20 protein-coding genes are annotated in these 22,499 nt (G+C 70.8%); 8 read left to right on the forward strand and 12 right to left on the reverse strand.

Features of this window, described 5'->3' with window-relative positions; translation table 11 throughout:
- Nucleotides 1-86: 86 nt before the first annotated feature.
- The 3 genes from ACFXOM_RS02130 to ACFXOM_RS02140 form a co-directional block, all read right to left on the reverse strand.
- Nucleotides 87-1,133 carry a BMP family protein gene (locus ACFXOM_RS02130; RefSeq protein ID WP_384933122.1) on the reverse strand — a complete coding sequence of 349 codons (1,047 nt, stop codon included), beginning with the start codon at nucleotides 1,131-1,133 and terminating at the stop codon, nucleotides 87-89.
- 402 nt (nucleotides 1,134-1,535) lie between these two features.
- Complete coding sequence (locus ACFXOM_RS02135; RefSeq protein WP_384933179.1) at nucleotides 1,536-2,774, reverse strand: amidohydrolase; 1,239 nt, start codon at nucleotides 2,772-2,774, stop codon at nucleotides 1,536-1,538.
- Nucleotides 2,775-3,450: 676 nt separating this feature from the next.
- On the reverse strand, nucleotides 3,451-4,101 hold the full coding sequence (locus ACFXOM_RS02140) for a TetR/AcrR family transcriptional regulator C-terminal domain-containing protein (RefSeq protein WP_384933124.1): 651 nt from the start codon (nucleotides 4,099-4,101) through the stop codon (nucleotides 3,451-3,453).
- A 38-nt stretch (nucleotides 4,102-4,139) separates the two neighbouring features.
- Between ACFXOM_RS02140 and ACFXOM_RS02145 the strand changes: the two genes are divergently transcribed.
- The gene (locus tag ACFXOM_RS02145) at nucleotides 4,140-5,570 is read left to right on the forward strand and encodes an FAD-dependent monooxygenase (RefSeq protein WP_385036751.1); all 1,431 of its coding nucleotides are present in this window, start codon (nucleotides 4,140-4,142) and stop codon (nucleotides 5,568-5,570) included.
- On the opposite strand, the gene leuE is transcribed toward ACFXOM_RS02145, so the two are convergent.
- Together leuE and ACFXOM_RS02155 are read right to left on the reverse strand one after the other, a co-directional pair.
- Nucleotides 5,557-6,207 (reverse strand): leucine efflux protein LeuE, encoded by a 651-nt coding sequence (gene leuE / locus ACFXOM_RS02150; RefSeq protein ID WP_385036753.1) that lies wholly within the window; start codon nucleotides 6,205-6,207, stop codon nucleotides 5,557-5,559. The two genes, ACFXOM_RS02145 and leuE, sit on opposite strands and share 14 nt — an antisense overlap.
- A gap of 160 nt (nucleotides 6,208-6,367) precedes the next feature.
- Complete coding sequence (locus ACFXOM_RS02155; protein ID WP_385036755.1) at nucleotides 6,368-7,948, reverse strand: methylmalonyl-CoA mutase; 1,581 nt, start codon at nucleotides 7,946-7,948, stop codon at nucleotides 6,368-6,370.
- 218 nt (nucleotides 7,949-8,166) lie between these two features.
- Here ACFXOM_RS02155 and ACFXOM_RS02160 point away from each other — a divergent pair, with 218 nt between their 5' ends.
- On the forward strand, nucleotides 8,167-9,036 hold the full coding sequence (locus ACFXOM_RS02160) for a L,D-transpeptidase family protein (RefSeq protein ID WP_385036757.1): 870 nt from the start codon (nucleotides 8,167-8,169) through the stop codon (nucleotides 9,034-9,036).
- Between the two features lie 762 nt (nucleotides 9,037-9,798).
- On the opposite strand, the gene ACFXOM_RS02165 is transcribed toward ACFXOM_RS02160, so the two are convergent.
- From ACFXOM_RS02165 to ACFXOM_RS02175, 3 genes are all read right to left on the reverse strand, one after another.
- Entirely contained in the window at nucleotides 9,799-10,782 is a 984-nt protein-coding gene (locus ACFXOM_RS02165; RefSeq protein ID WP_384933138.1) for a hypothetical protein, read from the reverse strand.
- Entirely contained in the window at nucleotides 10,782-11,465 is a 684-nt protein-coding gene (locus ACFXOM_RS02170; RefSeq protein ID WP_384933182.1) for an RNA polymerase sigma factor, read from the reverse strand. The genes ACFXOM_RS02165 and ACFXOM_RS02170 overlap by 1 nt, the downstream gene beginning before the upstream one ends.
- Before the next feature lie 371 nt (nucleotides 11,466-11,836).
- Nucleotides 11,837-12,496: a hypothetical protein gene (locus ACFXOM_RS02175; protein WP_384946055.1), complete on the reverse strand. Its 660-nt coding sequence runs from the start codon at nucleotides 12,494-12,496 to the stop codon at nucleotides 11,837-11,839.
- 156 nt (nucleotides 12,497-12,652) lie between these two features.
- Between ACFXOM_RS02175 and ACFXOM_RS02180 the strand changes: the two genes are divergently transcribed.
- Nucleotides 12,653-14,263 (forward strand): N-acetylmuramoyl-L-alanine amidase, encoded by a 1,611-nt coding sequence (locus tag ACFXOM_RS02180; protein ID WP_384946057.1) that lies wholly within the window; start codon nucleotides 12,653-12,655, stop codon nucleotides 14,261-14,263.
- A gap of 61 nt (nucleotides 14,264-14,324) precedes the next feature.
- Here ACFXOM_RS02180 and ACFXOM_RS02185 read toward each other — a convergent pair whose 3' ends face one another.
- From ACFXOM_RS02185 to ACFXOM_RS02200, 4 genes are all read right to left on the reverse strand, one after another.
- On the reverse strand, nucleotides 14,325-14,831 hold the full coding sequence (locus tag ACFXOM_RS02185) for a hypothetical protein (RefSeq protein ID WP_384939086.1): 507 nt from the start codon (nucleotides 14,829-14,831) through the stop codon (nucleotides 14,325-14,327).
- A gap of 61 nt (nucleotides 14,832-14,892) precedes the next feature.
- Nucleotides 14,893-15,426 carry a hypothetical protein gene (locus ACFXOM_RS02190; RefSeq protein WP_384939088.1) on the reverse strand — a complete coding sequence of 178 codons (534 nt, stop codon included), beginning with the start codon at nucleotides 15,424-15,426 and terminating at the stop codon, nucleotides 14,893-14,895.
- Nucleotides 15,427-15,625: 199 nt separating this feature from the next.
- A complete protein-coding gene (locus tag ACFXOM_RS02195; RefSeq protein ID WP_385036759.1) occupies nucleotides 15,626-16,345 on the reverse strand; it encodes a DUF4328 domain-containing protein in 720 nt (239 codons plus the stop codon).
- 106 nt (nucleotides 16,346-16,451) lie between these two features.
- Nucleotides 16,452-18,071 (reverse strand): glycoside hydrolase family 20 protein, encoded by a 1,620-nt coding sequence (locus tag ACFXOM_RS02200; RefSeq protein WP_385036875.1) that lies wholly within the window; start codon nucleotides 18,069-18,071, stop codon nucleotides 16,452-16,454.
- A 240-nt stretch (nucleotides 18,072-18,311) separates the two neighbouring features.
- Here ACFXOM_RS02200 and ACFXOM_RS02205 point away from each other — a divergent pair, with 240 nt between their 5' ends.
- From ACFXOM_RS02205 to ACFXOM_RS02225, 5 genes are all read left to right on the forward strand, one after another.
- Nucleotides 18,312-18,893, forward strand: coding sequence for a 2-oxo-4-hydroxy-4-carboxy-5-ureidoimidazoline decarboxylase (locus ACFXOM_RS02205; protein ID WP_385036761.1), 582 nt, complete (start codon nucleotides 18,312-18,314; stop codon nucleotides 18,891-18,893).
- 186 nt (nucleotides 18,894-19,079) lie between these two features.
- A complete protein-coding gene (sdhC, locus tag ACFXOM_RS02210) occupies nucleotides 19,080-19,457 on the forward strand; it encodes a succinate dehydrogenase, cytochrome b556 subunit (RefSeq protein ID WP_384939094.1) in 378 nt (125 codons plus the stop codon).
- 8 nt (nucleotides 19,458-19,465) lie between these two features.
- On the forward strand, nucleotides 19,466-19,942 hold the full coding sequence (locus ACFXOM_RS02215; protein WP_384939096.1) for a succinate dehydrogenase hydrophobic membrane anchor subunit: 477 nt from the start codon (nucleotides 19,466-19,468) through the stop codon (nucleotides 19,940-19,942).
- 22 nt (nucleotides 19,943-19,964) lie between these two features.
- Nucleotides 19,965-21,719, forward strand: a complete 1,755-nt coding sequence (gene sdhA / locus ACFXOM_RS02220; protein WP_384939098.1) for a succinate dehydrogenase flavoprotein subunit — start codon at nucleotides 19,965-19,967, stop codon at nucleotides 21,717-21,719.
- Complete coding sequence (locus ACFXOM_RS02225; RefSeq protein ID WP_384939100.1) at nucleotides 21,719-22,477, forward strand: succinate dehydrogenase iron-sulfur subunit; 759 nt, start codon at nucleotides 21,719-21,721, stop codon at nucleotides 22,475-22,477. Before sdhA ends, ACFXOM_RS02225 begins: the two co-directional genes overlap by 1 nt.
- Nucleotides 22,478-22,499: the final 22 nt, after the last annotated feature.

The raw sequence follows: 22,499 nt of genomic DNA on the forward strand, positions 1-22,499 counted from the left end.
GGCGGCCGGGATCGGGAACGGGGTCCGGAGAGGGCGGCGCATGCCGTCCTCCCCGGACCCGCGGACCACCGGTCCCGACTGTCCGGTTACGGAGCGGTCTTGACCGTGATCTTCTTGGCGATGATGTCGGCCTTGGCCTTCTCGACCGCGGCGGTGACGTCCTTCATCTTGGTGAAGGCGGGGTTCGAGGTGGCCAGGCCCACGCCGTCACTGTCCAGGCCGTAGCGGATCTCACCGGACTGCGGCTTGCCGTCCTTGACCGACTTGACCAGGTTGAAGACAGCGCCGGAGACGTCCTTGGTCACCGAGGTGAGGATGTACTCCTTGTAGGCGGCGAGGCCCTTCTGGCTGTACTGGTCCGAGTCGACGCCGATGGCCCACTTCTTGGCCTTGGCGGCGGCCTCGATCGAGCCGGAGCCCGCGAGACCGGCGGCCGCGTAGATCACGTCGGCACCCGCGTCGAGCTGGCCCTGCGCGGCGGCCTTGCCGAGGTCGGGCTTGGAGAAGCCACCGAAGTCCGGCGGCTGCGTCAGGTACTGGACCTTGACGTTGACGTCCTTGTTGGTGTCCTTGACACCCTGGACGAAGCCCGCCTCGAACTTCTTGATCAGCGGAGTCTCGACGCCGCCGATGAAGCCGACCGTCTTGGACTTGGTCACCTTGGCGGCGGCGACACCTGCCAGGTAGGAACCCTGCTCCTCGTTGAAGACCAGGTTGGCGATGTTCTTGCCGGTCTTGGAGGTGTCGTCGATGAGACCGAAGGTGGTCTTCGGGAACTTCGGCGCGACCTCGGCGATGGCCGGGGCGTAGGCGAAGCCGACGCCGATCACCGGGTTGTTGCCGGCGCGGGCCAGCTCGGTGAGCCGCTGGACCTTGTCCGGGTCGCCCTCGCCCTCGGTGGGCTCCGCCTCGGTGGCCTTGATGCCGAGCTCGGTCTTGGCCTTCTCGATGCCGGCGTAGGCGGCGTCGTTGAAGGACTGGTCACCACGGCCGCCGATGTCGTAGGCGAGAGCGGCCCGGGCGCCACCCTCCGCGCCTGCATCGGACGACGACTTTCCACCGCATGCGGTGACCGAAACTGCGAGAGCCGCGGACGCGATGCCCACGGTGGCGATCCTGGTAATCCGGCGCACGGGAAGGCTCCTTAGACCTGGCCGAAAGCGCCACTTCCGGCGCTGGGTTCGCGGCGATCGTAACGCGCGTAGATGTCAGTTAAAGACCCGTTCATGAGTCGTTATCGGATCGTCGCGTAGCGGACTTGGCAGTTGCGCACAAGCAAGTATTTTCCCATACCACCCACACGATGCACAGCTCCTACATTTCGGGCACTTTTGATGACTCAGAGAACTCACATCATGACAATGCGTCATCTATTTTGGCCAAGAGCTAAACAAATTACGCCCTGGCGTTACCCGGAAACAACGAATGGCGCCCGCGATGTCACGGGCGCCATATCGCTCTTCGGGTCGGCCCCTTACCCGGGAGGGCGCAGCCCTTTCCGCTCCCCTACGCGGGGAAGATGCTGCGGGGATCGGCTACACGGGGACGGCGTCGATCAGCGCCGCAGCCGTGAACAGCTCCACGCCCGTCTCGATCGCCCGCTCGTCGGCGTCGAAGTCACCGCGGTGCAGATCACGCCGGACCGGGTCCCCCGGGGGGTGCACACCGAGACGCGCCATCGCGCCGGGAACGTGTTCCAGGTACCAGGAGAAGTCCTCGCCGCCCAGGCTCTGCTCGGTGTCCTCGATCGTGAGCGCACCCCGGCGCGCGGTCTGGGCGTCGCGGAGCAGTTCCGTGGTGACCGGGTCGTTGACCACTGGCGGGACTCCGCGAATGTAGTTGATCTGGGACTTCGCACGGTGCAGCGTGGCGATCTCATCGACGGCGGCGTGCACCAGGTCCGGGGCCTCGCGCCAGGCGGGGAGGTCCAGGCAGCGGACGGTGCCGGAGAGCTCGGCGTGCTGCGGGATCACGTTGCAGGCGTGCCCGGACTCGATGCGCCCCCAGGTCAGCGCCAGGCCCGAGCGGGTGTCGACCCTGCGGGCCAGCAGCGCGGGGACTTCGGTGACGACCTTCGCGGCGGCGGTTACCAGGTCGGTGGTCAGATGCGGCCGAGCCGTGTGTCCACCAGGCCCGTCAAGGGTGATTTCCAGCCGATCACACGCAGAGGTGATGGGGCCCGGTCGCAACCCGATCCGGCCCGCGTCCACCCGTGGGTCGCAGTGCACGGCGATGATCCGGCCCACCCCGTCCAGCACGCCGGACTCAATGGCATCTGCCGCCCCTCCGGGCAGGACCTCTTCGGCCGGCTGGAAGATCAGTCGCACGGCGTTGGGCAGCAGTCCCTGCCGGTCGAGGTCGGCGAGGACGAGGCCCGCCCCGAGCACGGTCGTGGTGTGCACGTCGTGGCCGCAGGCGTGGGCGCGGTTGGCCACGGTGGACCGGTACGGCACCGTCTTGGTGTCGGGGATGGGCAGGGCGTCGATGTCCGCGCGGAAGGCGAGCATGGGGCGTACCCGGTCCCAGGTTCCGACGTCGCACACGAGACCCGTACCACTCGCCAGCACCCGGGGGCGCAGGCCCGCGGCCTCCAGCCGGGCCTTGATCGCCGCGGTGGTGCGGAACTCCTGGTTGCCGAGCTCCGGGTGCATGTGCAAGTCCCGGCGGAAGGCGATGAGTTCGGTGCGCAGGGCGTCGGGCAGCATGCCGGGCAGCGCACGGTCGCCAGGCAGCACGGTCTCGCCGGGAAGGCCGGCGTCGGGCTCGCGGGACATCAACTGGTTCACCCGTTGAAGAGTAGGCCCCTTCAAGGCCCAACTAACTCGAGATCAACAAAAGTTCAGCCCGATAGGGGATGGGAAACTCGTCTGACGACGCATGGCCGGCCCTCAGTGTGGGTAAGCTCACCCGTCTTTTGACCACGATATGGACTGATGCGCGTCCTGTCGCGCCCAGATCCCCCGTCCGGGCGCCGGGCGCTGCCGCCCGCTCACGGACCGCGGCCCCTTCCCGCGAGACGCTGGCGTCCGCCGGTCGACGAGCCGTCCGCACCCGTCCGCACCCGTCCGCACCGGTCGGCTTCCGTCGGCTCCCGTCGGCTCCCGTCCATTGCCGTACCGGCCGCCGGCTTCGTCACACCAACCCCGATCCGGCGCGGGCGCGGTACGAAGCCGAGCAGCGGCCGCCCCGCGCCGGCCCGCCGCACGTCGCCTCCCGGCACCGGGTCCCGCCGGCCACGCACGACGACCGGTCCCCCGACGCCCATCGGCGCGGCGTACGGACCCCGCCCGGCCACGCCCCCTTCTGCGCACGGTCGCCGAGGTCGAGGTGGGTGCGGGGCAGCCTGCTGGTGCGTTCCCCTCCCGCACCATAAGGGCACCGGGCCCGCGACCACCGGTGGATCGAGCACGTCCGAGGGGGAGGACCGACACGTCCGGCGGGCGCGCGGGGTCAGCCCCGCACCGCCGGGCCCAGGGTGTGGGCGATGCCCTCCACCACCGCTCGGAGACCGGTCTCGAAGCCGGCGGGGCGCCCGGCGAAGATCTCCTCGCCGGCCGCCGCGGCCAAGGGGTAGTCGGCCAGGCGCTCCGCGCGGGCGGCCAGGTCGTACCCCTCGGCACCGGTGGCCGGATCCGGCCCCATGGCCTGCTCCTCGATCACGTAGCCGATCGTGTAGCTGTATGCGGTGAGCCAGGCGCGGGCCGCCGCTCCCGGGGTGAAGCCGGCTTCGGTGAGGCGCCGCAGGTGGGACTCCATCGGTTCGGCGAAGCTCATGTCGGTGAAATGCGTTCCGCTGTAGACCTTCGCCCCGTCGCGGTAGCGCAGCAGGTGTTCGCGCAGCCCCCGCATCGCCAGCGCGAGGCTCTCCCGCCAGTCGGCCGACGGCGACCCCGTCATGTCGGCGACCATCCGCCGGAGCATCTCGGTCGCCATCTCGTCGAGCAGCGCCTTCTTGTCCTTGAAGTGCCAATAGAGCGCGGGCGCCTTCACGTCCAACTCCTTGGCGATGAGGCGCAGGCTCAGCCCGTCGAGCCCCACGTCGTTCAGCAGCCGCAGGGCGGTCTCGGCGACCCGGGCACGGTCGATCTTCGTCGGTCCCACCTTGACAGTTTAACGCCGTTAAGGGCACGCTCCGCCTCATGGAACTTAACAACGTTAAGGAAGTGGACGTGCTCATCGTCGGCGCCGGCCCCACCGGGCTGACCCTCGCCGTGGACCTGGCCAGGCGCGGGGTCGACGCCTTCGTCGCGGAACGGTCCGACGGACTGTTCCCCGGCTCCCGGGGCAAGGGGCTCCAACCGCGCACCCTGGAGGTGCTCCACGACCTCGGAGTGGTCGACGCGGTCCTCACCGCCGGCGGACCGGCGCCGATGGGGCAGCTCTGGGAAGACGGTCGGCGCATCAGCGAGCACGACATGTTCGACCGCGCGGAGCCGACGGAGGCCGAGCCGTTCGGGGAGCCCTGGCTCCTCCCCCAGTGGCGCACCCAGGAGATCCTCTTCGCCAGACTGCGCGAGCTCGGCGGCGACGTGGCCTTCGGGCGGTCCGTGACCCGCATCGAGCAGGACGCCGACGGCGTCACGGCGACACTCTCAACCGGCACGGCGGTCCGCGCCCGCTACGCGGTCGCCGCGGACGGGGGCCGCAGCACGGTCCGCACTGCCCTCGGGATCGACATGGAAGGCGAGACGGTCGACCCGGCCCCGATCCTGGTCGCGGACGTCCGCGTACGGGACCTCGACCGCGGCGGCTGGCACACCTTCGGCGGGACGGGCTCCGGCTGGGCGGCGATCTGCCCGCTCCCCGGCACCGAAGACTTCCAGCTCGTCGCCCGGTTCGCCGAGGGCGCCCCGGACACCACCCCCGAAGGAGTGCGCGCCCTGGTCGCCGCCCGCACCCACCTGACGGCTGATCAGGTCACTGAGGTGCTGTGGGCCTCCGCCTTCCGCCCGCGCGCCGCCCTCGCCCAGCGCTTCCGCGGCGGCCGGGTCTTCCTCGCCGGCGACGCCGCGCACATCCACTCGCCGGCCGGCGGGCAAGGACTCAACACCAGCGTCCAGGACGCCCACAACCTGGGCTGGAAGCTCGGCCACGTACTACGTCACGGAGCGCCGCAGGCCCTGCTCGACTCCTACGAGGAGGAGCGGCGGCCCGTCGCGGCGGACGTCCTCGGGCTGTCCACCCGGATCCACCGGGGCGAGGCGCGCCGCGGGGCGGTGACGCGCCAGCTCGGACTCGGATACCGCGGTGGCCCGCTCGCCGACGGCGCCGCGGGTGTACTGACGGGAGGCGACCGGGCGCCCGACGGGCGTCTCGCGGACGGAACCCGGCTCTTCGACGTCTTCCGGGGCCCGCACTTCACCCTGCTGGTGGTGGGGGTCGACGCCCTCGCCACGAAGCTGCCCGACGAGCTGCCCGACGTCGTGCGCGTGCGGCGCACGCAGCCGGAAGACGTCCTTCCGGCATACGGCGAGGGCCTCTTCCTGGTCCGACCCGACGGCTACGTCGGCTGGGCCGGCACGGATGCGGAAGGGCTGCTCGGCTTCCTCGGAAAGGTCACGCGCTGCTGAGCGACAGCTTCACTGCAAAGCCGAGGAACAGCGCACCGGCGGCCGACGTCGCCCCGGCCGACAGTCGCCTGCGGCGGCGGAACGCGGACGCCAGGCGGGTGCCGCCGAATATCAGCAGCGTCAGGTAGAGGACGCTCGCCAGCTGGGCCAGTCCGCCGAGCACGACGAAAGAGAGTGCCGGGTAGGCGTAGCCGGGGTCGACGAACTGCACGAAGAAGGCGACGAAGAAGAGGATCGCCTTGGGGTTGAACAGGCTGATCACGAAGGCCCGGCGGAACGGCCGCTCCGCTGCGGCGGGCGCCTGCTCCGTCACCACGTCCGCAGGCTCGTGCCGGGACCGCCACATGCCCCGCGCCGCTCGGAGCATCCCGAACGCCAGCCACGTCAGATAGCCCGCGCCGGCGAGCTTCACGATCCCGAAGAGCATGGGATTGCCCTGGAGGAGCGAAGCGACCCCCGCGGCTGACAGGGTCATCAAGACCGTGTCGCCGCACCAGACGCCGGCCGCCGCGCGGTAGCCCGTGCGTACGCCGCGGCGGGCGGCGGCGGAGAGCACGTAGAGCGAGTTCGGTCCCGGTAGCAGAACGATCAGGACGAGTCCTGCGAGGTAGGTCGGTAGATCGGTCACACCCAGCATGAGGCGGAGTCTCGCACGCGCCTGCGACACACCGCCTCTGCGTTTCGCATGACGGAATCCCCACCAGCACGGTGGCTCTCCCCGAGAGGGAGGCCGCGGGCCTTCCGCCCCCCTGCCCGTCCCTCCGCCCCGCCGTTCCGCGGGGGCCGAACGGAGCGCTTCAGTACGCGTCGACGGGAACGTAGGTGCCCCACACGTCGCGCAGGGCGTTGCACACCTCGCCGACCGTGGCCCGGGCGCGGAGTGCCTCCTTCATCGGAGGGAGCACGTTGCCGGTGCCCCCGGCGGTCACCCTCAGCTCGTCGAGCAGCGCGTCCACGGCCGTGCGGTCGCGCTCCGCGCGCAGTTCCGCCAGCCGTGCCACCTGCTCGGCCTCGATGGCCGGATCGACGCGGAGCGGTTCGTACGGCTCCTCCTCCTCAAGGGTGAAGCGGTTGACACCGACGACGGTGCGCTCCCCGGAATCGGTCTCCTGCGCGATACGGTACGCGCTGCGTTCGATCTCGTTCTTCTGGAAGCCGCGTTCGATGGCGTTGACCGCGCCCCCCAGGTCCTCCACCTTGGCCATCAACTCCAGCGCTGCTGCCTCCAGGTCGTCCGTCATGCTCTCGACGGCGTACGACCCGGCGAACGGATCGACGGTGGCGGTGACGTCGGTTTCGTACGCGAGAACCTGCTGGGTGCGGAGCGCCAGGCGGGCCGACTTCTCGGTCGGCAGCGCGATGGCCTCGTCGAAGGAGTTGGTGTGCAGCGACTGAGTGCCGCCGAGGACGGCGGCGAGGCCCTGGACCGCCACGCGCACCAGATTCGTTTCGGGCTGCTGCGCGGTGAGCTGCACCCCGGCGGTCTGCGTGTGGAAGCGCAGCATCAGGGACTTGGGGTCTTCCGCCCCGAAGTCGTTCCGCATGACCCGCGCCCAGATGCGGCGTGCGGCACGGAACTTGGCGACCTCCTCCAGGAATGTCGTCCGGGCGACGAAGAAGAAGGAGAGTCGGGGCCCGAAGTCGTCGACGTCCATGCCCGCTGCCAGCGCCGTCCTGACGTACTCGATGCCGTTCGCGAGGGTGAAGGCGACTTCCTGCGCGGGCGACGCCCCGGCCTCCGCCATGTGGTAGCCGGAGATCGAGATGGTGTTCCACTTCGGGACCTCGGCCCTGCAGTACCCGAAGGTGTCGGCGATCAACCGCAGCGACGGGCCCGGGGGGAAGATGTAGGTACCGCGGGCGATGTACTCCTTGAGCACGTCGTTCTGGATCGTCCCGGTGAGTTTGCCCGCGGGGACGCCCTGTTCCTCGGCGACCAGCTGGTAGAGCAGCAGCAGCAGCGAGGCCGGCGCGTTGATCGTCATCGACGTGGACACCCGGTCCAGCGGGATCCCGTCGAACAGCAGCCGCATGTCGTCGAGGGAGTCGATCGCGACCCCGACCTTCCCGACCTCGCCGTGTGCGAGGGGCGCGTCGGAGTCGTGGCCCATCTGGGTCGGCAGGTCGAAGGCGACGGAGAGCCCGGTCGTGCCGTGGGCGATGAGCTGCTTGTACCGGGCGTTCGACTCGGCGGCCGTGCCGAACCCCGCGTACTGGCGCATCGTCCATGGTCGTCCCGTGTACATGGAGGGGTAGACGCCGCGGGTGAACGGGTAGCCCCCGGGCTCACCCAGCTTCGCGGCCGGATCCCACCCTTCGAGGGCGTCCGGTCCGTACACCGGCTCGATCGGCAGTCCCGATTCCGACTCGCGCGCCATGTGCTGTGCCTCCCGCTGGAGCTGTCCCCCTCGGTACGGGTCCCTCGCGACGGATCGCGCCGGCGGGCGTGCGGTGGACGCGCCGCCCCGCGGTGGGACCTTCCTCACAGCATGCCCTCCCGGCCGCAACCAAGCGCGGCCGGGAAGCATCCCTACTCACACACGACCGTCCCGGGGGGCAGCTGATGCACCGTACGTCCGTCCTGCGAAGAGCACTCATGGCCGCCGCTGTCGTGGCCCTGGCCACCAGCTGCACCAGTCAGGCGACCGGAAGCGGAGCAGCCGCCCCGCCCGCCGCCGACGGCAAGGCACGACCGGCAGCCGACGGCAAGGCCTCGGCTGCGCCCTCGTCGCCCGCGGCGGACTCCAGTCCGGGGTCCGACTCCACTCCGGGGTCCGACTCCAAGCCGAAGGCCGACCCGCCGTCCACGAAGGCGAGCACGGAGCCGACGACCCCGAAGGTGCTGATGACGGAGGGCACGGAGAACGAGCAGGTCCGCGAGCTGCAGGCGCGGCTCCGGCAGGTCGGCCACTTCCACCGCAGCCCCACTGCGTTCTACGGCTCGATGACCTCGAAGGCGGTCCGCGGCTTCCAGGAGAAGCGCGGCGTGCCCGCTACCGGGTCGGTGGACGAGGCGACCTGGCGGAAGCTCCTCGCGATGACGCACCGGCCGACGGCCGACGAACTGCGCCCGGCGACGACGAACGCGCTGGACGAACCCGATGCGCGGTGCAAGACCGGACGGGTGCTGTGCATCAGCAAGGAGAGCAGGACGCTCGCCTGGATGATCGACGGCAAGGTCGTCGCCGCCATGGACGTGCGGTTCGGTTCGGAGAACACGCCGACCCGCGAAGGGACGTTCACCGTGGGATGGAAGGCCAAGGAGTGGACGTCGACGATCTATCACACGTCCATGCCGTACGCGATGTTCTTCAGCGGAGGCCAGGCGGTGCACTACTCCGCGGACTTCGCGGCCCGCGGCTACGCCGGCGCGTCGCACGGTTGTGTGAACGTCCGGGACAAGAAGAAGCTCGCTTCGGTCTTCGACCAGGTGCAGAAGGGCGACAAGGTCGTCGTCCACTGGTGACCCGGCGAAGGAGAGAGGCGCGGGCGGGACCGGGGGAACGTGTCCCGCCCGCGCCTGTGCGCCGAGCCGCGGGTACGGGGGGAACCCCGGCTCTGGCACGGCCGATGACCAGTCGGCTCACTTAGTACTGCGCCGGTCAGCCAAAAAACGTCACACCTGGCTGGAAATTCTTGTCGGGAACTTGAACATGCCAGGTCAGGGACCTGTGGCCAAGGGACGGACCGGGGCAACGGACGCCCGCCCGAGGACGGCCGGAGCACTGGCCGGCCCGAGCACGGCGGCATGCGGTTGCGGTCCTTCGGGCTCTCGCGGTGACCTCCGATCGGGCCCGTCGCGGGCACACGGCCCTCTCCCTCCACTGCCGGAGGGCGACGGACGCCCGCCCGAGGACGGCCCGCCCCGGCACCCGCGAGGTGCGGGACCGTACGCCCCACCCACGGGGAAGGCGGTACGGGTGGCGAGCGTCCGAGCGCGGGAAGGCCGTGCTAGGCCTGCACGGGCGGGACCGCTCGCGGAACGATCGAAGCCGCACGGGGAGGGGGTGGCGGGCGGAAGACGGGGTAACGGGCCGAGCCCGGGATCCCGCCGTCGAGCGGGCCGGCCCCGCCCACGCGGCAGCGCGCACCCACCGTCCCGGGCCACCCGGCCCCCGCGACCCCGCGGACGACGGGCCGGGCACGACCGGGGCCGGACGGTGCTAGGGCGTGTTGTGAAAGTCCCTCCTGGCCCGCGGGCGGACGGAGCTACCTTCGCAACACGCCCCTAGACGGCGACCAGCCAGGCGGTCCGGACGGCGGACGTGTCGGGGGAGGCCACGGGCGCGGCCGGCACCGGGAGGGCATCGACCGGGGCACCCAGGAACGGGAAGCGGACACCCGCGGGACCGTCGTCCCCGTCGTCGCCCTCGTCGGTGCCGCCACCCCTGCCGCCCCCGCCGCCGGAGCTGCCATCGTTGTCGTCACCGTCGTCGTCGACGGAGGACAGCACCCGGTCGCAGAAGCGCCTGACCCGGTCCGCGCCCCTGGCTGCGGCCTCCAGGCGCTGCTTGCTCTCCTCGTCGAGGGCTCCGTCTCGGTAGTCGCGGCACGCGGAGACCGTCTTGCCGTACCAATCGGCGTCGTCGGACCCCGCGCCCGTGCCCTGGTCGTCCGACGGGGCGGACTCGTCGTCACCGCGGCCCTGGGTCGCCCCGCCCCCGGGCCGGTCCGCAGGAGGCTCGGACGGGTGGGGCGAGGAGGATGCGGGGGGCTCCTGCGGACTCTCCGCCGGCGACGGCCGCCATGTGGCCCCACCGCTCGGCGTGTCGGAGGCGACGGGACCCGGACTGGCGTCCCCGGAGACCGAGGCTGCCGGTTCCGGGGCGCGGTCGCCGCGGAACGGTGTCGGCACCACACCGGCCACCGCGGCCACGGCCACACCGCCCACGGCGACGCCGGCCAGCGAGGCGGCCAGTCCCCAGCGGCGCACCGGGCGGCCCCAGCGGGTGGCGGAGGGCGCGGAGGCGAGCCGGACCGGAGGGAGCAGCTCTGCACCGCCGCCGTCGCGCGCCTTGCGGAACGCCGCGACCGCGGCGTCCTCGCCCCGCATCGGCTCGGTCGCACCGTCCCGGACGCGGGTATCGTCCAACGCCTTGGCGAGCCGTTCCGCCTGGCTACGCGCGTCAACGCCGACGGGCTCGACGGGCTCACCACGGAGCAACCGCTCCGCCGTGTCCTTGTCGAGCCATTCGTACCGCTCGTCGGCCATCACATGTCCTTCTGCGTCCGCAGACGCGAATGCGTCACACCGGCGGAGCGCGCCGGGCCGGGCCGTGGGATGCGCTGCGGCGGGACGGCTCCGAGCTCCGCGCCCCGGCCCAGGCTATCCGCGCCGCCCTCGCCCTCGGTGCCCAGCAGCTCCGCCAGCTTCTTCAGCCCGCGGTGGGCAGCCGTGCGTACGGCACCCGGACGCTTGCCCAGCGTCATGGCCGCGCTCTTGGCGTCGAGGCCCACGACGACGCGCAGGACGACGGCCTCTGCCTGGTCCTGGGGGAGTTGCGCGATGAGCTCCATGGTCCGGCCGGTGGCAAGGGCCTCCATGGCCTCTCCCGCGGTGTCGCATTCGGCGGGCTTCCCGGTCAGTTCGGTCTCGTCGCCGCCGACGGCGGGGCGCCGGCCCCGCATCCGGATGTGGTCGAGTGCACGGTTGCGGGCGATCCGCGCGGCCCAGCCCCGGAACCGGTCCGCGTCGCCGCTGAAGCGGTCCAGGTCCCGGGCTATCTGCAGCCAGGCTTCTGAGGCGACGTCCTCGGCCTCGGGCTCGCCGACCAGCGTCCGTACGTATCCGAGCAGCCGCGGGTGCACAGCGCGGTACACGGCCCGAAAGGCATCCTCGTCCCCGGCCTGCGCAGCGTTCACCGCGGCGGTCAGCTCCGCGTCGTCCCCCAGCACTCCCACTACCCGTTCGTCATCGCGGCTGGTCACTACCCGTCGCACAGCCCAGCGCGCAGCGCCACGCTACGTGCTCCGAGGGGGCCGCGTCCACGTGCTTGTACAACTTGCAACATTCTGCGGGCCCGCGGGTGTGACAGAAAACGCACCCCCGGCGCTGAGAGAGGTACGGGGCCGTTCCGCGGCCCTGCAAACGGCGACCGGGGCCTCTCCTGTGGGGGGTGGCGGCCCCGGTCGTCCCTTTGTTCTCCGGCGCGCCGCCTCTCTTCGAGCCCTCCTCCTGCGCACCGGCCGGTCCCCCGGCGCGCTCCGGAACCGTGGAAACGGGCCCGGGCCGGGAGCGGGTTCGACACCTCCCCCGGACGGCCCGGTCAGTCGCGGACCGCTCCGTACCACCGCCACGAATCCAGCCGTGCGCGCCCCGGCAAAGCGCCCCGACCCGTCGCCCACAGGAGGGTGGCCCAGCGGTCGGTACCCGCTGGGGCATCGGGGAAGAGACGGGCGAGGACGCGGTCGCAGAGCCCGCTCGGGGGCGCCCACGAGATCCCGAGCCCGGCCGCGACGTCATGCGTGTGGACGAGCGTCTCGACGATCCCCATGGCGGCGAAGCCTTCCGGGTCGGACGCCCCGAAGGAGTGGTACGCGCGCACCTCGGGCGGGGTGGTCCTGACCATCGCCGCGAGCAGGGCGCCGCACGCCTCCAGCACCTGGAGCAACCCGCGCGGCCCGGACGCCCGTTCCGCGAAGGTGACGTTCGCCGGTCCCCCGGGACGCCGGGCCACCCAGTCGAACGGCACGTCGCGGTCCGTCGGGGGCGCCTCGGGACCGAGCTGGGCCGCGTACGCGAAGAGGTCGTCTGCCAGGTGTTCGACGGTCTCCCAGCAGGTCCACTCCAGCGCTCCGGCCTTGACGTCCCAGTCGGCGTCGACTCCGGCACGCAGCGTGGTGAGCGCGAGCCGGACGGCGTGCTGGACGTCGTCGGCCGCTACGGGCGTCCTCGACGGCGTGCCCCCATGGTGATCATCGGTCATGGCGGGACGTTACCAACGGCCCGAGAAGCCGGACTCCCCATTTCGCGCTCGCGTTCGACGACCAGTCCACTGCCGCTCGCCCCGCGGAGGGGTCCACGCGTCCGACGGAGCGTCATTGCACAACATATGTCCGCTACTTCCCTATGCTCGCGGCTCATGAGATGCCGCCCCGTGGCGCTCGCCGCCGCGTGCACTGTGACGTTCTGCCTCACCGGCCTCACGGCCCCGACCGTTGCCGCGCCCCCCGCACGGGACGCGTCCACGCCCCCCACCCCCGCGAGCGGTGCCGTCCACACCGTTCCGGTGCCCGGCAACGACCCGACGGTGCGAATCCTTCCGGCCCGCACCACCCGGCCCTTCAGCATGGTCGGCCTCACCTGGGACGACCCGGACGCCCCCCTCGGCGGCACCGCCGAGGTCCGCACCCGTGACAGCGACACCGGCGCGTGGTCCGAGTGGCACGCCCTGGACGCCGACGCACGGACGCCCGAGGGCGACACGGAGCGGAGCGGCAGCGGGCTGCGGGCCGGCACCGCACCCCTGTGGACCGGCCCCTCCGACGGGGTGCAACTGCGCGCCTCGGGCACGGCGCTCCCCCGGGGACTGCGCCTGGAGCTGATCGACCCTCAGGGTGGGGCCCCGGTGGTGCCTTCGCACCGCGCCGTGACACCTCCCTCGCAGCGGGTCGCCGCGCCCGCCGGAGCGCCCGCCATGGTCTCGCGCGCCGGCTGGGGCGCCAACGAGTCCCTTGTCCAGGACCCGCCGAAGTACAACACCAGCACCAAGGCCGTCTTCGTCCACCACACCGCCGGTTCCAACACCTACAAGTGCTCCAATTCGGCGGCCATCGTGCGCGGCATCTTCACCTACCACGTGAAGAGTCAGGGGTGGAACGACATCGGCTACCACTTCCTGGTCGACAAGTGCGGGACGGTCTTCGAGGGACGTGCCGGCGGCATCGACAAGCCCGTCCAGGGCGCACACACGTACGGCTTCAACGTGAACACCAGCAGCATCTCCGTCATCGGCAACTACCAGACCGCGGCGGTCACACCGGCGGTCCGCAAGGCGATCGCCGCCGTCGCCGCGTGGAAGCTCGGTCTCTACGGGGCAACCGTGAACGGGACCACGACCCTCACGTCGAGCATGAACAACGGCAAGTACCGGGCCGGGCAGAAGGTGACCTTCCAGCGGCTGTCGGGCCACCGGGACGGCTCCCCCACCGAATGCCCCGGGAGGAAGCTGTACGCCGCCCTGCCCGCGATCCGTGCACTGGCCGCCGTTTCCGGCTCCGGTACTGCACCCGCGACACCCGGCTCGGTGTTCGGCGCGGCGGGTCTCGTTCCCCCGGGTTCCAAGCTGGTGGCCTCGGCGTTCGGGGACTTCGACGGGGACGACGACACGGACGGGGCCTTCACCTTCCTGACGCCGTCGGGCGACAGGCCGCTGGTCGTGGTCAGTAGTTCGGCGCGCGGATCGCAGACGGGCGCACCGGCGGTCCTCATGGGAGCAGGTGGCCAGGGGCTCGCCTCCGGCGATGTGAACGGCGACGGGTACGACGACCTCATCGTCGTCAACGACGGCCGGATCGCCACCTTCCACGGCTCGCCGGAGGGACTCACGACGACCGGCGCCCCCAGCGTCAAGGCGCGGTCGGGCCACGGCTCGCCGGTGGTGCGCGACACGGACGGCGACGGTTACGCCGAGGTCCTGTTGGGCTCAACGGTGGTGGCGAAGGGCGGTCCGCACGGGATCAGCGCGGTCTAGCGCCGCGGCAGGCACGGTTCGCCCGGGGCGAACCGTGCCTGCCGCGGCAGTGGCGGCCGGGTCAGCCCTGGGCCCTCGCCCGGCGGGACAGGGCCGCGCGCAGCACGCGCCGGCCCTCTGTCGAGAGGTCCAGGGCCCGTCGGAGCCCCGCGCCGCCCGGTGTGCCGGCGAGGATTTCCAGGATCTGGATCTGGCGTCGCTCCTCGCCGGCGGCGAGCGGCCCCTCGGCACCACCCGTGGGATCGAGCTCCTGGTGGAGCTCCAGCGCCAGGGCGGAGCAGGCCGTGGCCCATGCGGCGAGCGGCTCGGCGGCCCACTGCGCGGGCGCGGCCCCGATCATCTCCCGCACCGGGGCCGCGGCCTGGGCGGCGGGCGTGTCGTCGAGGGCGACCCTCGCGGCGGCGAGCTGTCCCGCCCAGCCGTCCTCGCCCTCGGCGATGCCCGCCCAGAGCGGACGCAGCACCTCCGTCTCGTCCACCAACAGAGGCAGGCAGCGGTCCAGACACGCGAGACCACTCGCCGCCAGGCTCCGCTCGTCCGCCTCAGCGATCAGTTGCACCAGGCTCATCGACGCCTCCCGACAGTCCGGACGCAGTATGCCCCTTACTGCGCCCGGTGGCTCGAAATCGTCACCCAGAGACGCCGATAACACCGGACTCATCCGGAATGCCCAGTCGCTCCAGGAAGCTGAAGAAGAGCTCCTCAGCATCCGCGGCGAGCGGCACCGGCCGCGGCGCCCGCAGGATCTCCAGCAGCCCTCCGGCCTCCGCGGCCGTCCCCGCTGCCACGGCCCACTCGGAGGCCCGCTTCACGGCGTCCTCGGCCGACGGGAACAGGTCGTCCACCACCATGTCGTTGGTGGCGAGAAATTCGGCCATGTGCTCCCTGGCGAGGCAGGCGTACCAAGAGCCGCTGCCCGGCGCGGCCGCCTCCACCACCACACAGGCACTGTCCATGACGAAGCCGAAGAGCACGGGGACACCCGCCGAGCCGGCGAGCGCCCCCATGTCGCCGATGTCGGGTTCGCTCGGGTGGCGCCACACCTGCCAGCCGTCAGGTCGGCGCTGGTGCAGCGTCAGATCCGCCCGCACCCGACCCAGCGCGTCCTGTTCGGCCAGCGGACGTTCGTCCCTTCCGACCAGGAAGTAGCCCGAGTACCCCATGCCCCGCCCCCTCTGCGTCCGGCTGCTGACCGGTAGACGGCACACCCACCGGCCCATCGCACACGTATGCGTCACACGCATGTGACATTCTGCGCACACCGCGCTCCGGCCGGTGGGGCGAACGGTGAGGAAGGGCCGCGCAGGATGCACCGCCCACGGCACACCGCCGGCCGGTGGGTGACACACCCCCGGGGCGGGCTCACGCTGCGGCTACGGTCCCCCCGCCGAGGACCTTGGCGTGCTGCATCCTCGTCACCTGACGGACGAAGAGGATCGCGAGCAGTGCCGCCACCAGGTCGAGGGACGCGCTGACAACGAGGGGGCCCGCGGCGTCGCGGAGCTGCTGTGCGGTCTGCGCCTTGTCGTAGGCCAGCAACGCGAAGCGGTGGACGAACCACGACAGCACCCAGGCGCCCCACCAGGCGCGGAGGATTCCCTGGCGCGAGGGCTGCCGACCGTACGGGTCGGGATGGCTCGCCCGCAGGACGTCGACGGCGATCCCGAACGGGATCCAGAGGTTGCCGAACGGTACGAACCAACCGCCGATCGCCCATCCCGCCCCTCGGCGCTGCAGATCAGGCGCGAAGACCCCGGCGTTCCGGCGGACCCGGTGGAACCAGACGATGAAGACGACGGCCGTGGCGAGGAAGCAGACCACGTACACCTGGCTCGATCCGCGCAGGCCGTAGTCGACCAGCTCCAGTGCCTCGTCGCCGAGGGCCGTGCCGTCCGCGATGATGCCGTCCATCACGCTGCGCAGTCTGAGCGCGGCGGCGATTTCCAGCACGTTGGCGAGCGCGACGCAGCCCAGCAGCGCGGTCAGCGCGTGCGAGAGACCGACGGGCGAGTGGAGCACCTGGCGGGCCGTGGGTACTGGATGGGGCGCGGGCGCAGGAAAGGGCGCGGGCGCATGGTTCATGACGAGGTCCCCCCGGACGAGTGCAACAAAGGCAGGAGAAAGGCCGCCCTCTCCCCTTGAGGCGCGGCCGGGCCGGTCGCACCGCGACCGGCCCCGAACCCTACGCTCAGCCCAGAGTGTTCGCCAACGAGTTGAACTGCGGCCAGGAGAGCGCGGGCTTCCCCGGTGTCCACAGCTTCTGTGACACCGCCCGCAGCGGCATCCGGATGCCGGCCGCCACCTGCTCCTGGGTCTGGGCTTGGGCCAGGTCGCACCAGACGGCGAGGCGGCCGCCCAGGATCTGGCCGGAGTAGCCCGCCGGCACCGCTGTCGTGCCGCGCAGCACCAGCGGTGTCCACTGCTCGTAGATGCGACGTCCCGTCGGGTAGGTGAACTGGTTGGGCTCACCGAGCACGTAGTAGAGGAACTCGTCATTCAGGTTGACCAGCCTGCGGCCCTCGGCCAGGTACTCCTGCGGCGGCCGTGCCCCGTACTCCTTGCCGGTCCAGTACTCGACCTCGATGTTCTTGTCTGCGGAGACCACGCCGCCGCGGAAGAAGCCGTCGTTCCACGCCTTGGGCTTCTTCTGCGCTGCGCGCACCACCGCGGCACGGTCGTTCAGCCAGCCGGTCGCCAGGTCCTTCACTCGGGCGTTCGGGCCGTACTTCTGCACGGCCGCCCGGGCGAGCTGCGGGTACGAGGCGGCCGGGTCCCGCACGGTCAGCGCCTGGTACTCGTCGGCGCCGACGTGGAACCATCCGGCGGGGAAGAGCGCCGCGTACTCGCGCAGCAGATCGTCCACGATCTTCGCGGAACCGGGCTTGGAGATGTCGATGGCACCTTGGCGCGGTGTGCCCTGGGTGTTGCGCAGCTGCAGATCCGGGTGCGCGCGCAGGACGGCCCCGAGATGACCGGGCGAGTCGATCTCGGGCACGACCGCGATGTGCAGGCTCTGCGCGAGCGCGATGATCCGGCGCACCTCCTCCTTGGACAGGTGCTGGGCGGAGACCACCTCGGGGTGCGTGTCGGAGGCGATCCGGAAGCCTTGGTCGTCGGAGAAGTGCAGACCGAGCGTGTTGAGCTTGAGATCGGCCATCTCACGAAGCCGGGCCTCTATCCAGCCGGCCGTGAAGTGCTTGCGCGCGATGTCCACGTTCAGCCCGCGCTGCGGGCGGTCGGGCCGGTCGCGCACGACGCCCTCCGGCACCGAGCCGCCGGAGCGGAGCGACTGCTTGAGGGTTCTGGTGCCGTAGAAGACGCCGGCCTCGTCGGGGCCGGTGATCCGCACCCGGTTGTCACGCGTGGTGAGCGTGTACGACTCGGCCGCACCCTGCCGGCCGGGGCTGAGCGCGAGCTCGATGTCGCCGGCGTTGACGGGGCCGCTGCTGCGGAAACGGGTCTTCAGCTCTCCCGCAAGCAAGCGCCCCTCGTCGGCGAGCGACTCGCTGCCCTTGGCGACGACGACCGCGCTGCCCGCTCCGGGGCGCCAACCAGGGCCGCGCGCAGCCTCGAACGCCCGCACGGACGGAATGGTGCGGGGGGCGGTGGACAGCGGGTACGTCTTGGTGGGCGAGGGGACGGGCTCGGGCGGCGTCGCCCTCGACGGAGCTGTCGGCGGCCGGGCCGATTCGCCCTCGGCGGTCCTGGCACCTGCGGAACCGCCGGGTGAGCAGGACACCACCGCTGCTAGGGCCGCGACCACAACGACGGCGGAGCCCGGACGGCGTGCACCCCGGGAAAGCCACATCACCTCATCAACCTCCCTTTCCTGCTGAAGTATGACGAACAAAGGTGAATCGGGCGATTTCCCTCGGCTTCGTCTATCATGCGCACCGACACTCTCTCGTCCGAGTGAAATTCGTGCATCCCTCGGACAGGTGTCGTCACGCGTCGATAGCGTTGCAGCCCATCTCCCTCACTGCCCCCAGTCGCCCCGGAGCCCACGCTGTCCAGCGAAACGCCCACCGGTCTCCCCCAGCGACCACCGGTGCTCCACCCCGCCGCGCGGATTCCCGCCCCCGCAGCCCCCGCCACCCCCTGTCCGGTCCGCACCCCGAGGCAGCCGGCCAGGGCCCGCCTGCCCGGGCTCGACCACTTCAACACCGCCCCCGAGGCCGCGGCCACGGCCACCGTCCTCACCTGCTGCAACAGTCGTCGCTGGGCGCACCGGATCGTCGCCCACCGGCCGTACCCCGACGTGGACGCACTGCTGGCGGCCGCCGACGAGGCCAGCTACGACCTGTCCGCGGCGGACCTGGACGAAGCGCTCACCGGGGAGCGCTCCTTCGGCCTGCCTCCCACCGCCCCTGCGTCCGCGCACACCGCGCTGCGCGCCGCCCACGCCGCGTATGAGGCGAGTTTCGGCCACGCCTTCGTGATCTACCTGGACGGCTTCCACCCGGACGAACACCCCGACCAGGTGCTCGCCGGGATCCGCTCAAGACTTGGTAACGATCCTGATGAGGAGCGGGTGACCGCAGCGGACGAGCTGCGCCGGCTCGCCAGGGCACGCCTGGGCAGGACAGTGGCCCGATCGACCGGAAACGAGCCGATCGGACCCCGTCAATAGTCCGTCCGTGCCCCTTTGATTGCCGGTTTGATCACACCTATGGACCCCGCGCGAGGGAACCGACATCTCGTCGCTACGATGGCCAGGGCCGGTGGACCGTACCCGGCCGGGCCAGACCGACAGAGCTGTCACCTTTGGTAGAACGCTGGCGGCCGGCTCCAATCCCCGCTCCCGGAGGGTTTTTCCGTGCCGGCTGGAACGCTGTACCGCGGCCGGGAAGGTATGTGGTCCTGGGTGGCTCACCGAGTCACCGGCGTCCTCATCTTCTTCTTCCTGTTCGTACACGTGCTGGACACCGCTCTCGTCCGCGTCTCCCCCGAGGCGTACGACGATGTCGTCGCGACGTACAAGACGCCGATCGTCGCGCTGCTGGAGTACGGCCTCGTGGCCGCCATCCTCTTCCACGCGCTGAACGGCCTTCGGGTCATCGCCGTGGACTTCTGGTCCAAGGGCCCGCGCTACCAGAAGCAGATGCTCTGGACCGTCATGGGCGTCTGGATCGTCCTGATGGTGGGCGCCCTTTATCCGGTGCTCGGCCACGCCGCACGCGAACTGTTCGGGTGAGGAACGACATGTCTGCTGAAACCTCTTCCGCGATCGGCTCCGTCGAGGGCGTGTCCCTCTACGACGCCGACAACCCCGCCCCGGTCATCGAGGCCCCGCGCAAGCGCACCGGGACGACCCCGAAGTCCACCCGCGGCAACTTCGAGATGGCCGCGTGGCTCTTCATGCGCCTCTCGGGCGTCGTGCTGGTCGTCCTGGTCATCGGCCACCTGCTGATCCAGCTCGTCCTGGACGGCGGAGTCTCCAAGATCGGCTTCGCGTTCGTCGCGGGCCGCTGGGCCAACCCGTTCTGGCAGGTCTGGGACCTGGCGATGCTGTGGCTGGCCATGCTGCACGGCGCGAACGGCCTGCGTACGGTCATCAACGACTACGCGGAGCGGCCGAACACGCGCCTGTGGCTCAAGGGCCTGCTGTACACGGCCACGGTGTTCACCATCCTTCTGGGCACGCTGGTGATCTTCACCTTCGACCCGAACATCCGCTAGGCACGGGGCTGAGGTTTAACCCATGAAGATTCACAAGTACGACACCGTCATCGTCGGCGCCGGCGGCGCCGGCATGCGCGCCGCCATCGAGGCGACGAAGCGCAGCCGTACCGCCGTGCTGACGAAGCTCTACCCCACCCGGTCCCACACGGGCGCCGCGCAGGGCGGCATGGCCGCCGCGCTGGCGAACGTGGAGGAGGACAACTGGGAGTGGCACACCTTCGACACGGTCAAGGGCGGTGACTACCTGGTCGACCAGGACGCCGCCGAGATCCTCGCGAAGGAGGCCATCGACGCCGTCCTCGACCTGGAGAAGATGGGTCTGCCGTTCAACCGGACCCCGAACGGCACCATCGACCAGCGCCGCTTCGGCGGTCACAGCCGCAACCACGGCGAGGCGCCGGTCCGCCGGTCCTGCTACGCCGCGGACCGCACCGGCCACATGATCCTCCAGACGCTGTACCAGAACTGCGTCAAGGAAGGCGTGGAATTCTTCAACGAGTTCTACGTCCTCGATCAGCTGATCACCGAGGTCGACGGCGTCCGCAAGTCGGCCGGTGTGGTCGCCTACGAGCTGGCCACCGGCGAGATCCACGTCTTCCAGGCGAAGGCCGTCATCTACGCCTCCGGCGGCACCGGCAAGTTCTTCAAGGTGACCTCCAACGCCCACACCCTGACCGGCGACGGCCAGGCCGCCTGCTACCGGCGCGGTCTGCCGCTGGAGGACATGGAGTTCTTCCAGTTCCACCCGACGGGCATCTGGCGCATGGGCATCCTCCTGACGGAGGGCGCCCGCGGTGAGGGCGGCATCCTCCGCAACAAGGACGGCGAGCGCTTCATGGAGAAGTACGCGCCGGTCATGAAGGACCTCGCGTCGCGCGACGTCGTCTCGCGCTCCATCTACACGGAGATCCGCGAGGGCCGCGGTTGCGGCCCGGAGGGCGACCACGTCTACCTGGACCTCACCCACCTGCCCCCGGAGCAGCTGGACGCGAAGCTCCCGGACATCACCGAGTTCGCGCGCACGTACCTCGGCATCGAGCCCTACACGGACCCGATCCCGATCCAGCCGACCGCGCACTACGCGATGGGCGGCATCCCGACGAACGTCGAGGGCGAGGTCCTGGCCGACAACACCACCGTCGTCCCGGGTCTGTACGCCGCCGGCGAGGTCGCCTGCGTATCGGTGCACGGGGCCAACCGCCTGGGCACCAACTCGCTGCTCGACATCAACGTCTTCGGCCGCCGCGCCGGCATCTCCGCCGCCGAGTACTCCGCGAAGGCCGACTACGTCGACCTGCCCGAGGACCCGTCCTCGGTCGTGGAGGACATGGTCGAGCGGCTGCGCGCCTCCACCGGCAACGAGCGGGTCGCGCAGATCCGCAAGGAGCTGCAGGAGACCATGGACGCCAACGTGATGGTGTTCCGCACCGAGCAGACCATCAAGTCGGCGGTCGAGAAGATCGCCGAACTGCGCGAGCGCTACAAGAACGTGTCCATCCAGGACAAGGGCAAGCGGTTCAACACGGACCTGCTGGAGGCCATCGAGCTGGGCAACCTGCTCGACCTGGCCGAGGTCATGGCCGTCTCCGCGCTGGCCCGCAAGGAGTCCCGCGGTGGTCACTACCGCGAGGACTTCCCGAACCGCGACGACGTCAACTTCATGCGCCACACCATGGCGTACCGCGAGGTCGGCGCCGACGGCTCCGAGACCGTGCGTCTCGACTACAAGCCCGTCGTCCAGACCCGCTACCAGCCGATGGAGCGTAAGTACTGATGGCAACCCCGACCATGGACAAGGTGGAGGCGGAGTCCACCGCCTCCCCGTACATCACGGTCACCTTCCGGATCCGCCGCTTCAACCCCGAGGTCTCGGCCGAGGCGGAGTGGCAGGACTTCCAGATCGAGATCGACCCGAAGGAGCGCGTGCTCGACGGTCTCCACAAGATCAAGTGGGACGTCGACGGTTCGCTGACCTTCCGACGCTCCTGCGCGCACGGCATCTGCGGCTCCGACGCGATGCGGATCAACGGCAAGAACAGGCTCGCCTGCAAGACGCTGATCAAGGACATCAACCCGGAGAAGCCCATCACGATCGAGGCCATCAAGGGCCTGACCGTCCTCAAGGACCTGGTCGTGGACATGGAGCCGTTCTTCCAGGCGTACCGGGACGTCATGCCGTTCCTGGTGACCACGGGCAACGAACCGACGCGGGAGCGCCTGCAGTCGGCCGAGGACCGCGAGCGGTTCGACGACACCACCAAGTGCATCCTGTGCGCCGCGTGCACGTCGTCCTGCCCGGTGTTCTGGAACGACGGCCAGTACTTCGGGCCGGCCGCGATCGTCAACGCGCACCGCTTCATCTTCGACTCGCGTGACGAGGCGGGCGAGCAGCGCCTGGAGATCCTCAACGACAAGGACGGCGTGTGGCGTTGCCGCACGACCTTCAACTGTACGGACGCCTGCCCGCGTGGCATCGAGGTCACGAAGGCGATCCAGGAAGTCAAGCGGGCGCTGATCACGCGCCGCTTCTGACGGACGGGTCAGACACCCCGCC

The sequence above is a fragment of the Streptomyces sp. NPDC059169 genome, assembly GCF_042755225.1.
Classification (GTDB): domain Bacteria; phylum Actinomycetota; class Actinomycetes; order Streptomycetales; family Streptomycetaceae; genus Streptomyces.

Bases quoted from the DNA above. Each gene is read 5' to 3' on its own strand.
- ACFXOM_RS02135 (WP_384933179.1), bottom strand. From the start codon at position 2,774: ATGTCCCGCGAGCCCGACGCCGGCCTTCCCGGCGAGACCGTGCTGCCT.
- ACFXOM_RS02145 (WP_385036751.1), top strand. From the start codon at position 4,140: ATGGAACTTAACAACGTTAAGGAAGTGGACGTGCTCATCGTCGGCGCC.
- leuE (WP_385036753.1), bottom strand. From the start codon at position 6,207: ATGCTGGGTGTGACCGATCTACCGACCTACCTCGCAGGACTCGTCCTG.
- ACFXOM_RS02155 (WP_385036755.1), bottom strand. From the start codon at position 7,948: ATGGCGCGCGAGTCGGAATCGGGACTGCCGATCGAGCCGGTGTACGGA.
- ACFXOM_RS02160 (WP_385036757.1), top strand. From the start codon at position 8,167: ATGGCCGCCGCTGTCGTGGCCCTGGCCACCAGCTGCACCAGTCAGGCG.
- ACFXOM_RS02165 (WP_384933138.1), bottom strand. From the start codon at position 10,782: ATGGCCGACGAGCGGTACGAATGGCTCGACAAGGACACGGCGGAGCGG.
- ACFXOM_RS02175 (WP_384946055.1), bottom strand. From the start codon at position 12,496: ATGACCGATGATCACCATGGGGGCACGCCGTCGAGGACGCCCGTAGCG.
- ACFXOM_RS02180 (WP_384946057.1), top strand. From the start codon at position 12,653: ATGAGATGCCGCCCCGTGGCGCTCGCCGCCGCGTGCACTGTGACGTTC.
- ACFXOM_RS02185 (WP_384939086.1), bottom strand. From the start codon at position 14,831: ATGAGCCTGGTGCAACTGATCGCTGAGGCGGACGAGCGGAGCCTGGCG.
- ACFXOM_RS02190 (WP_384939088.1), bottom strand. From the start codon at position 15,426: ATGGGGTACTCGGGCTACTTCCTGGTCGGAAGGGACGAACGTCCGCTG.
- ACFXOM_RS02195 (WP_385036759.1), bottom strand. From the start codon at position 16,345: ATGAACCATGCGCCCGCGCCCTTTCCTGCGCCCGCGCCCCATCCAGTA.
- ACFXOM_RS02200 (WP_385036875.1), bottom strand. From the start codon at position 18,071: ATGTGGCTTTCCCGGGGTGCACGCCGTCCGGGCTCCGCCGTCGTTGTG.
- ACFXOM_RS02215 (WP_384939096.1), top strand. From the start codon at position 19,466: ATGTCTGCTGAAACCTCTTCCGCGATCGGCTCCGTCGAGGGCGTGTCC.
- sdhA (WP_384939098.1), top strand. From the start codon at position 19,965: ATGAAGATTCACAAGTACGACACCGTCATCGTCGGCGCCGGCGGCGCC.
- ACFXOM_RS02225 (WP_384939100.1), top strand. From the start codon at position 21,719: ATGGCAACCCCGACCATGGACAAGGTGGAGGCGGAGTCCACCGCCTCC.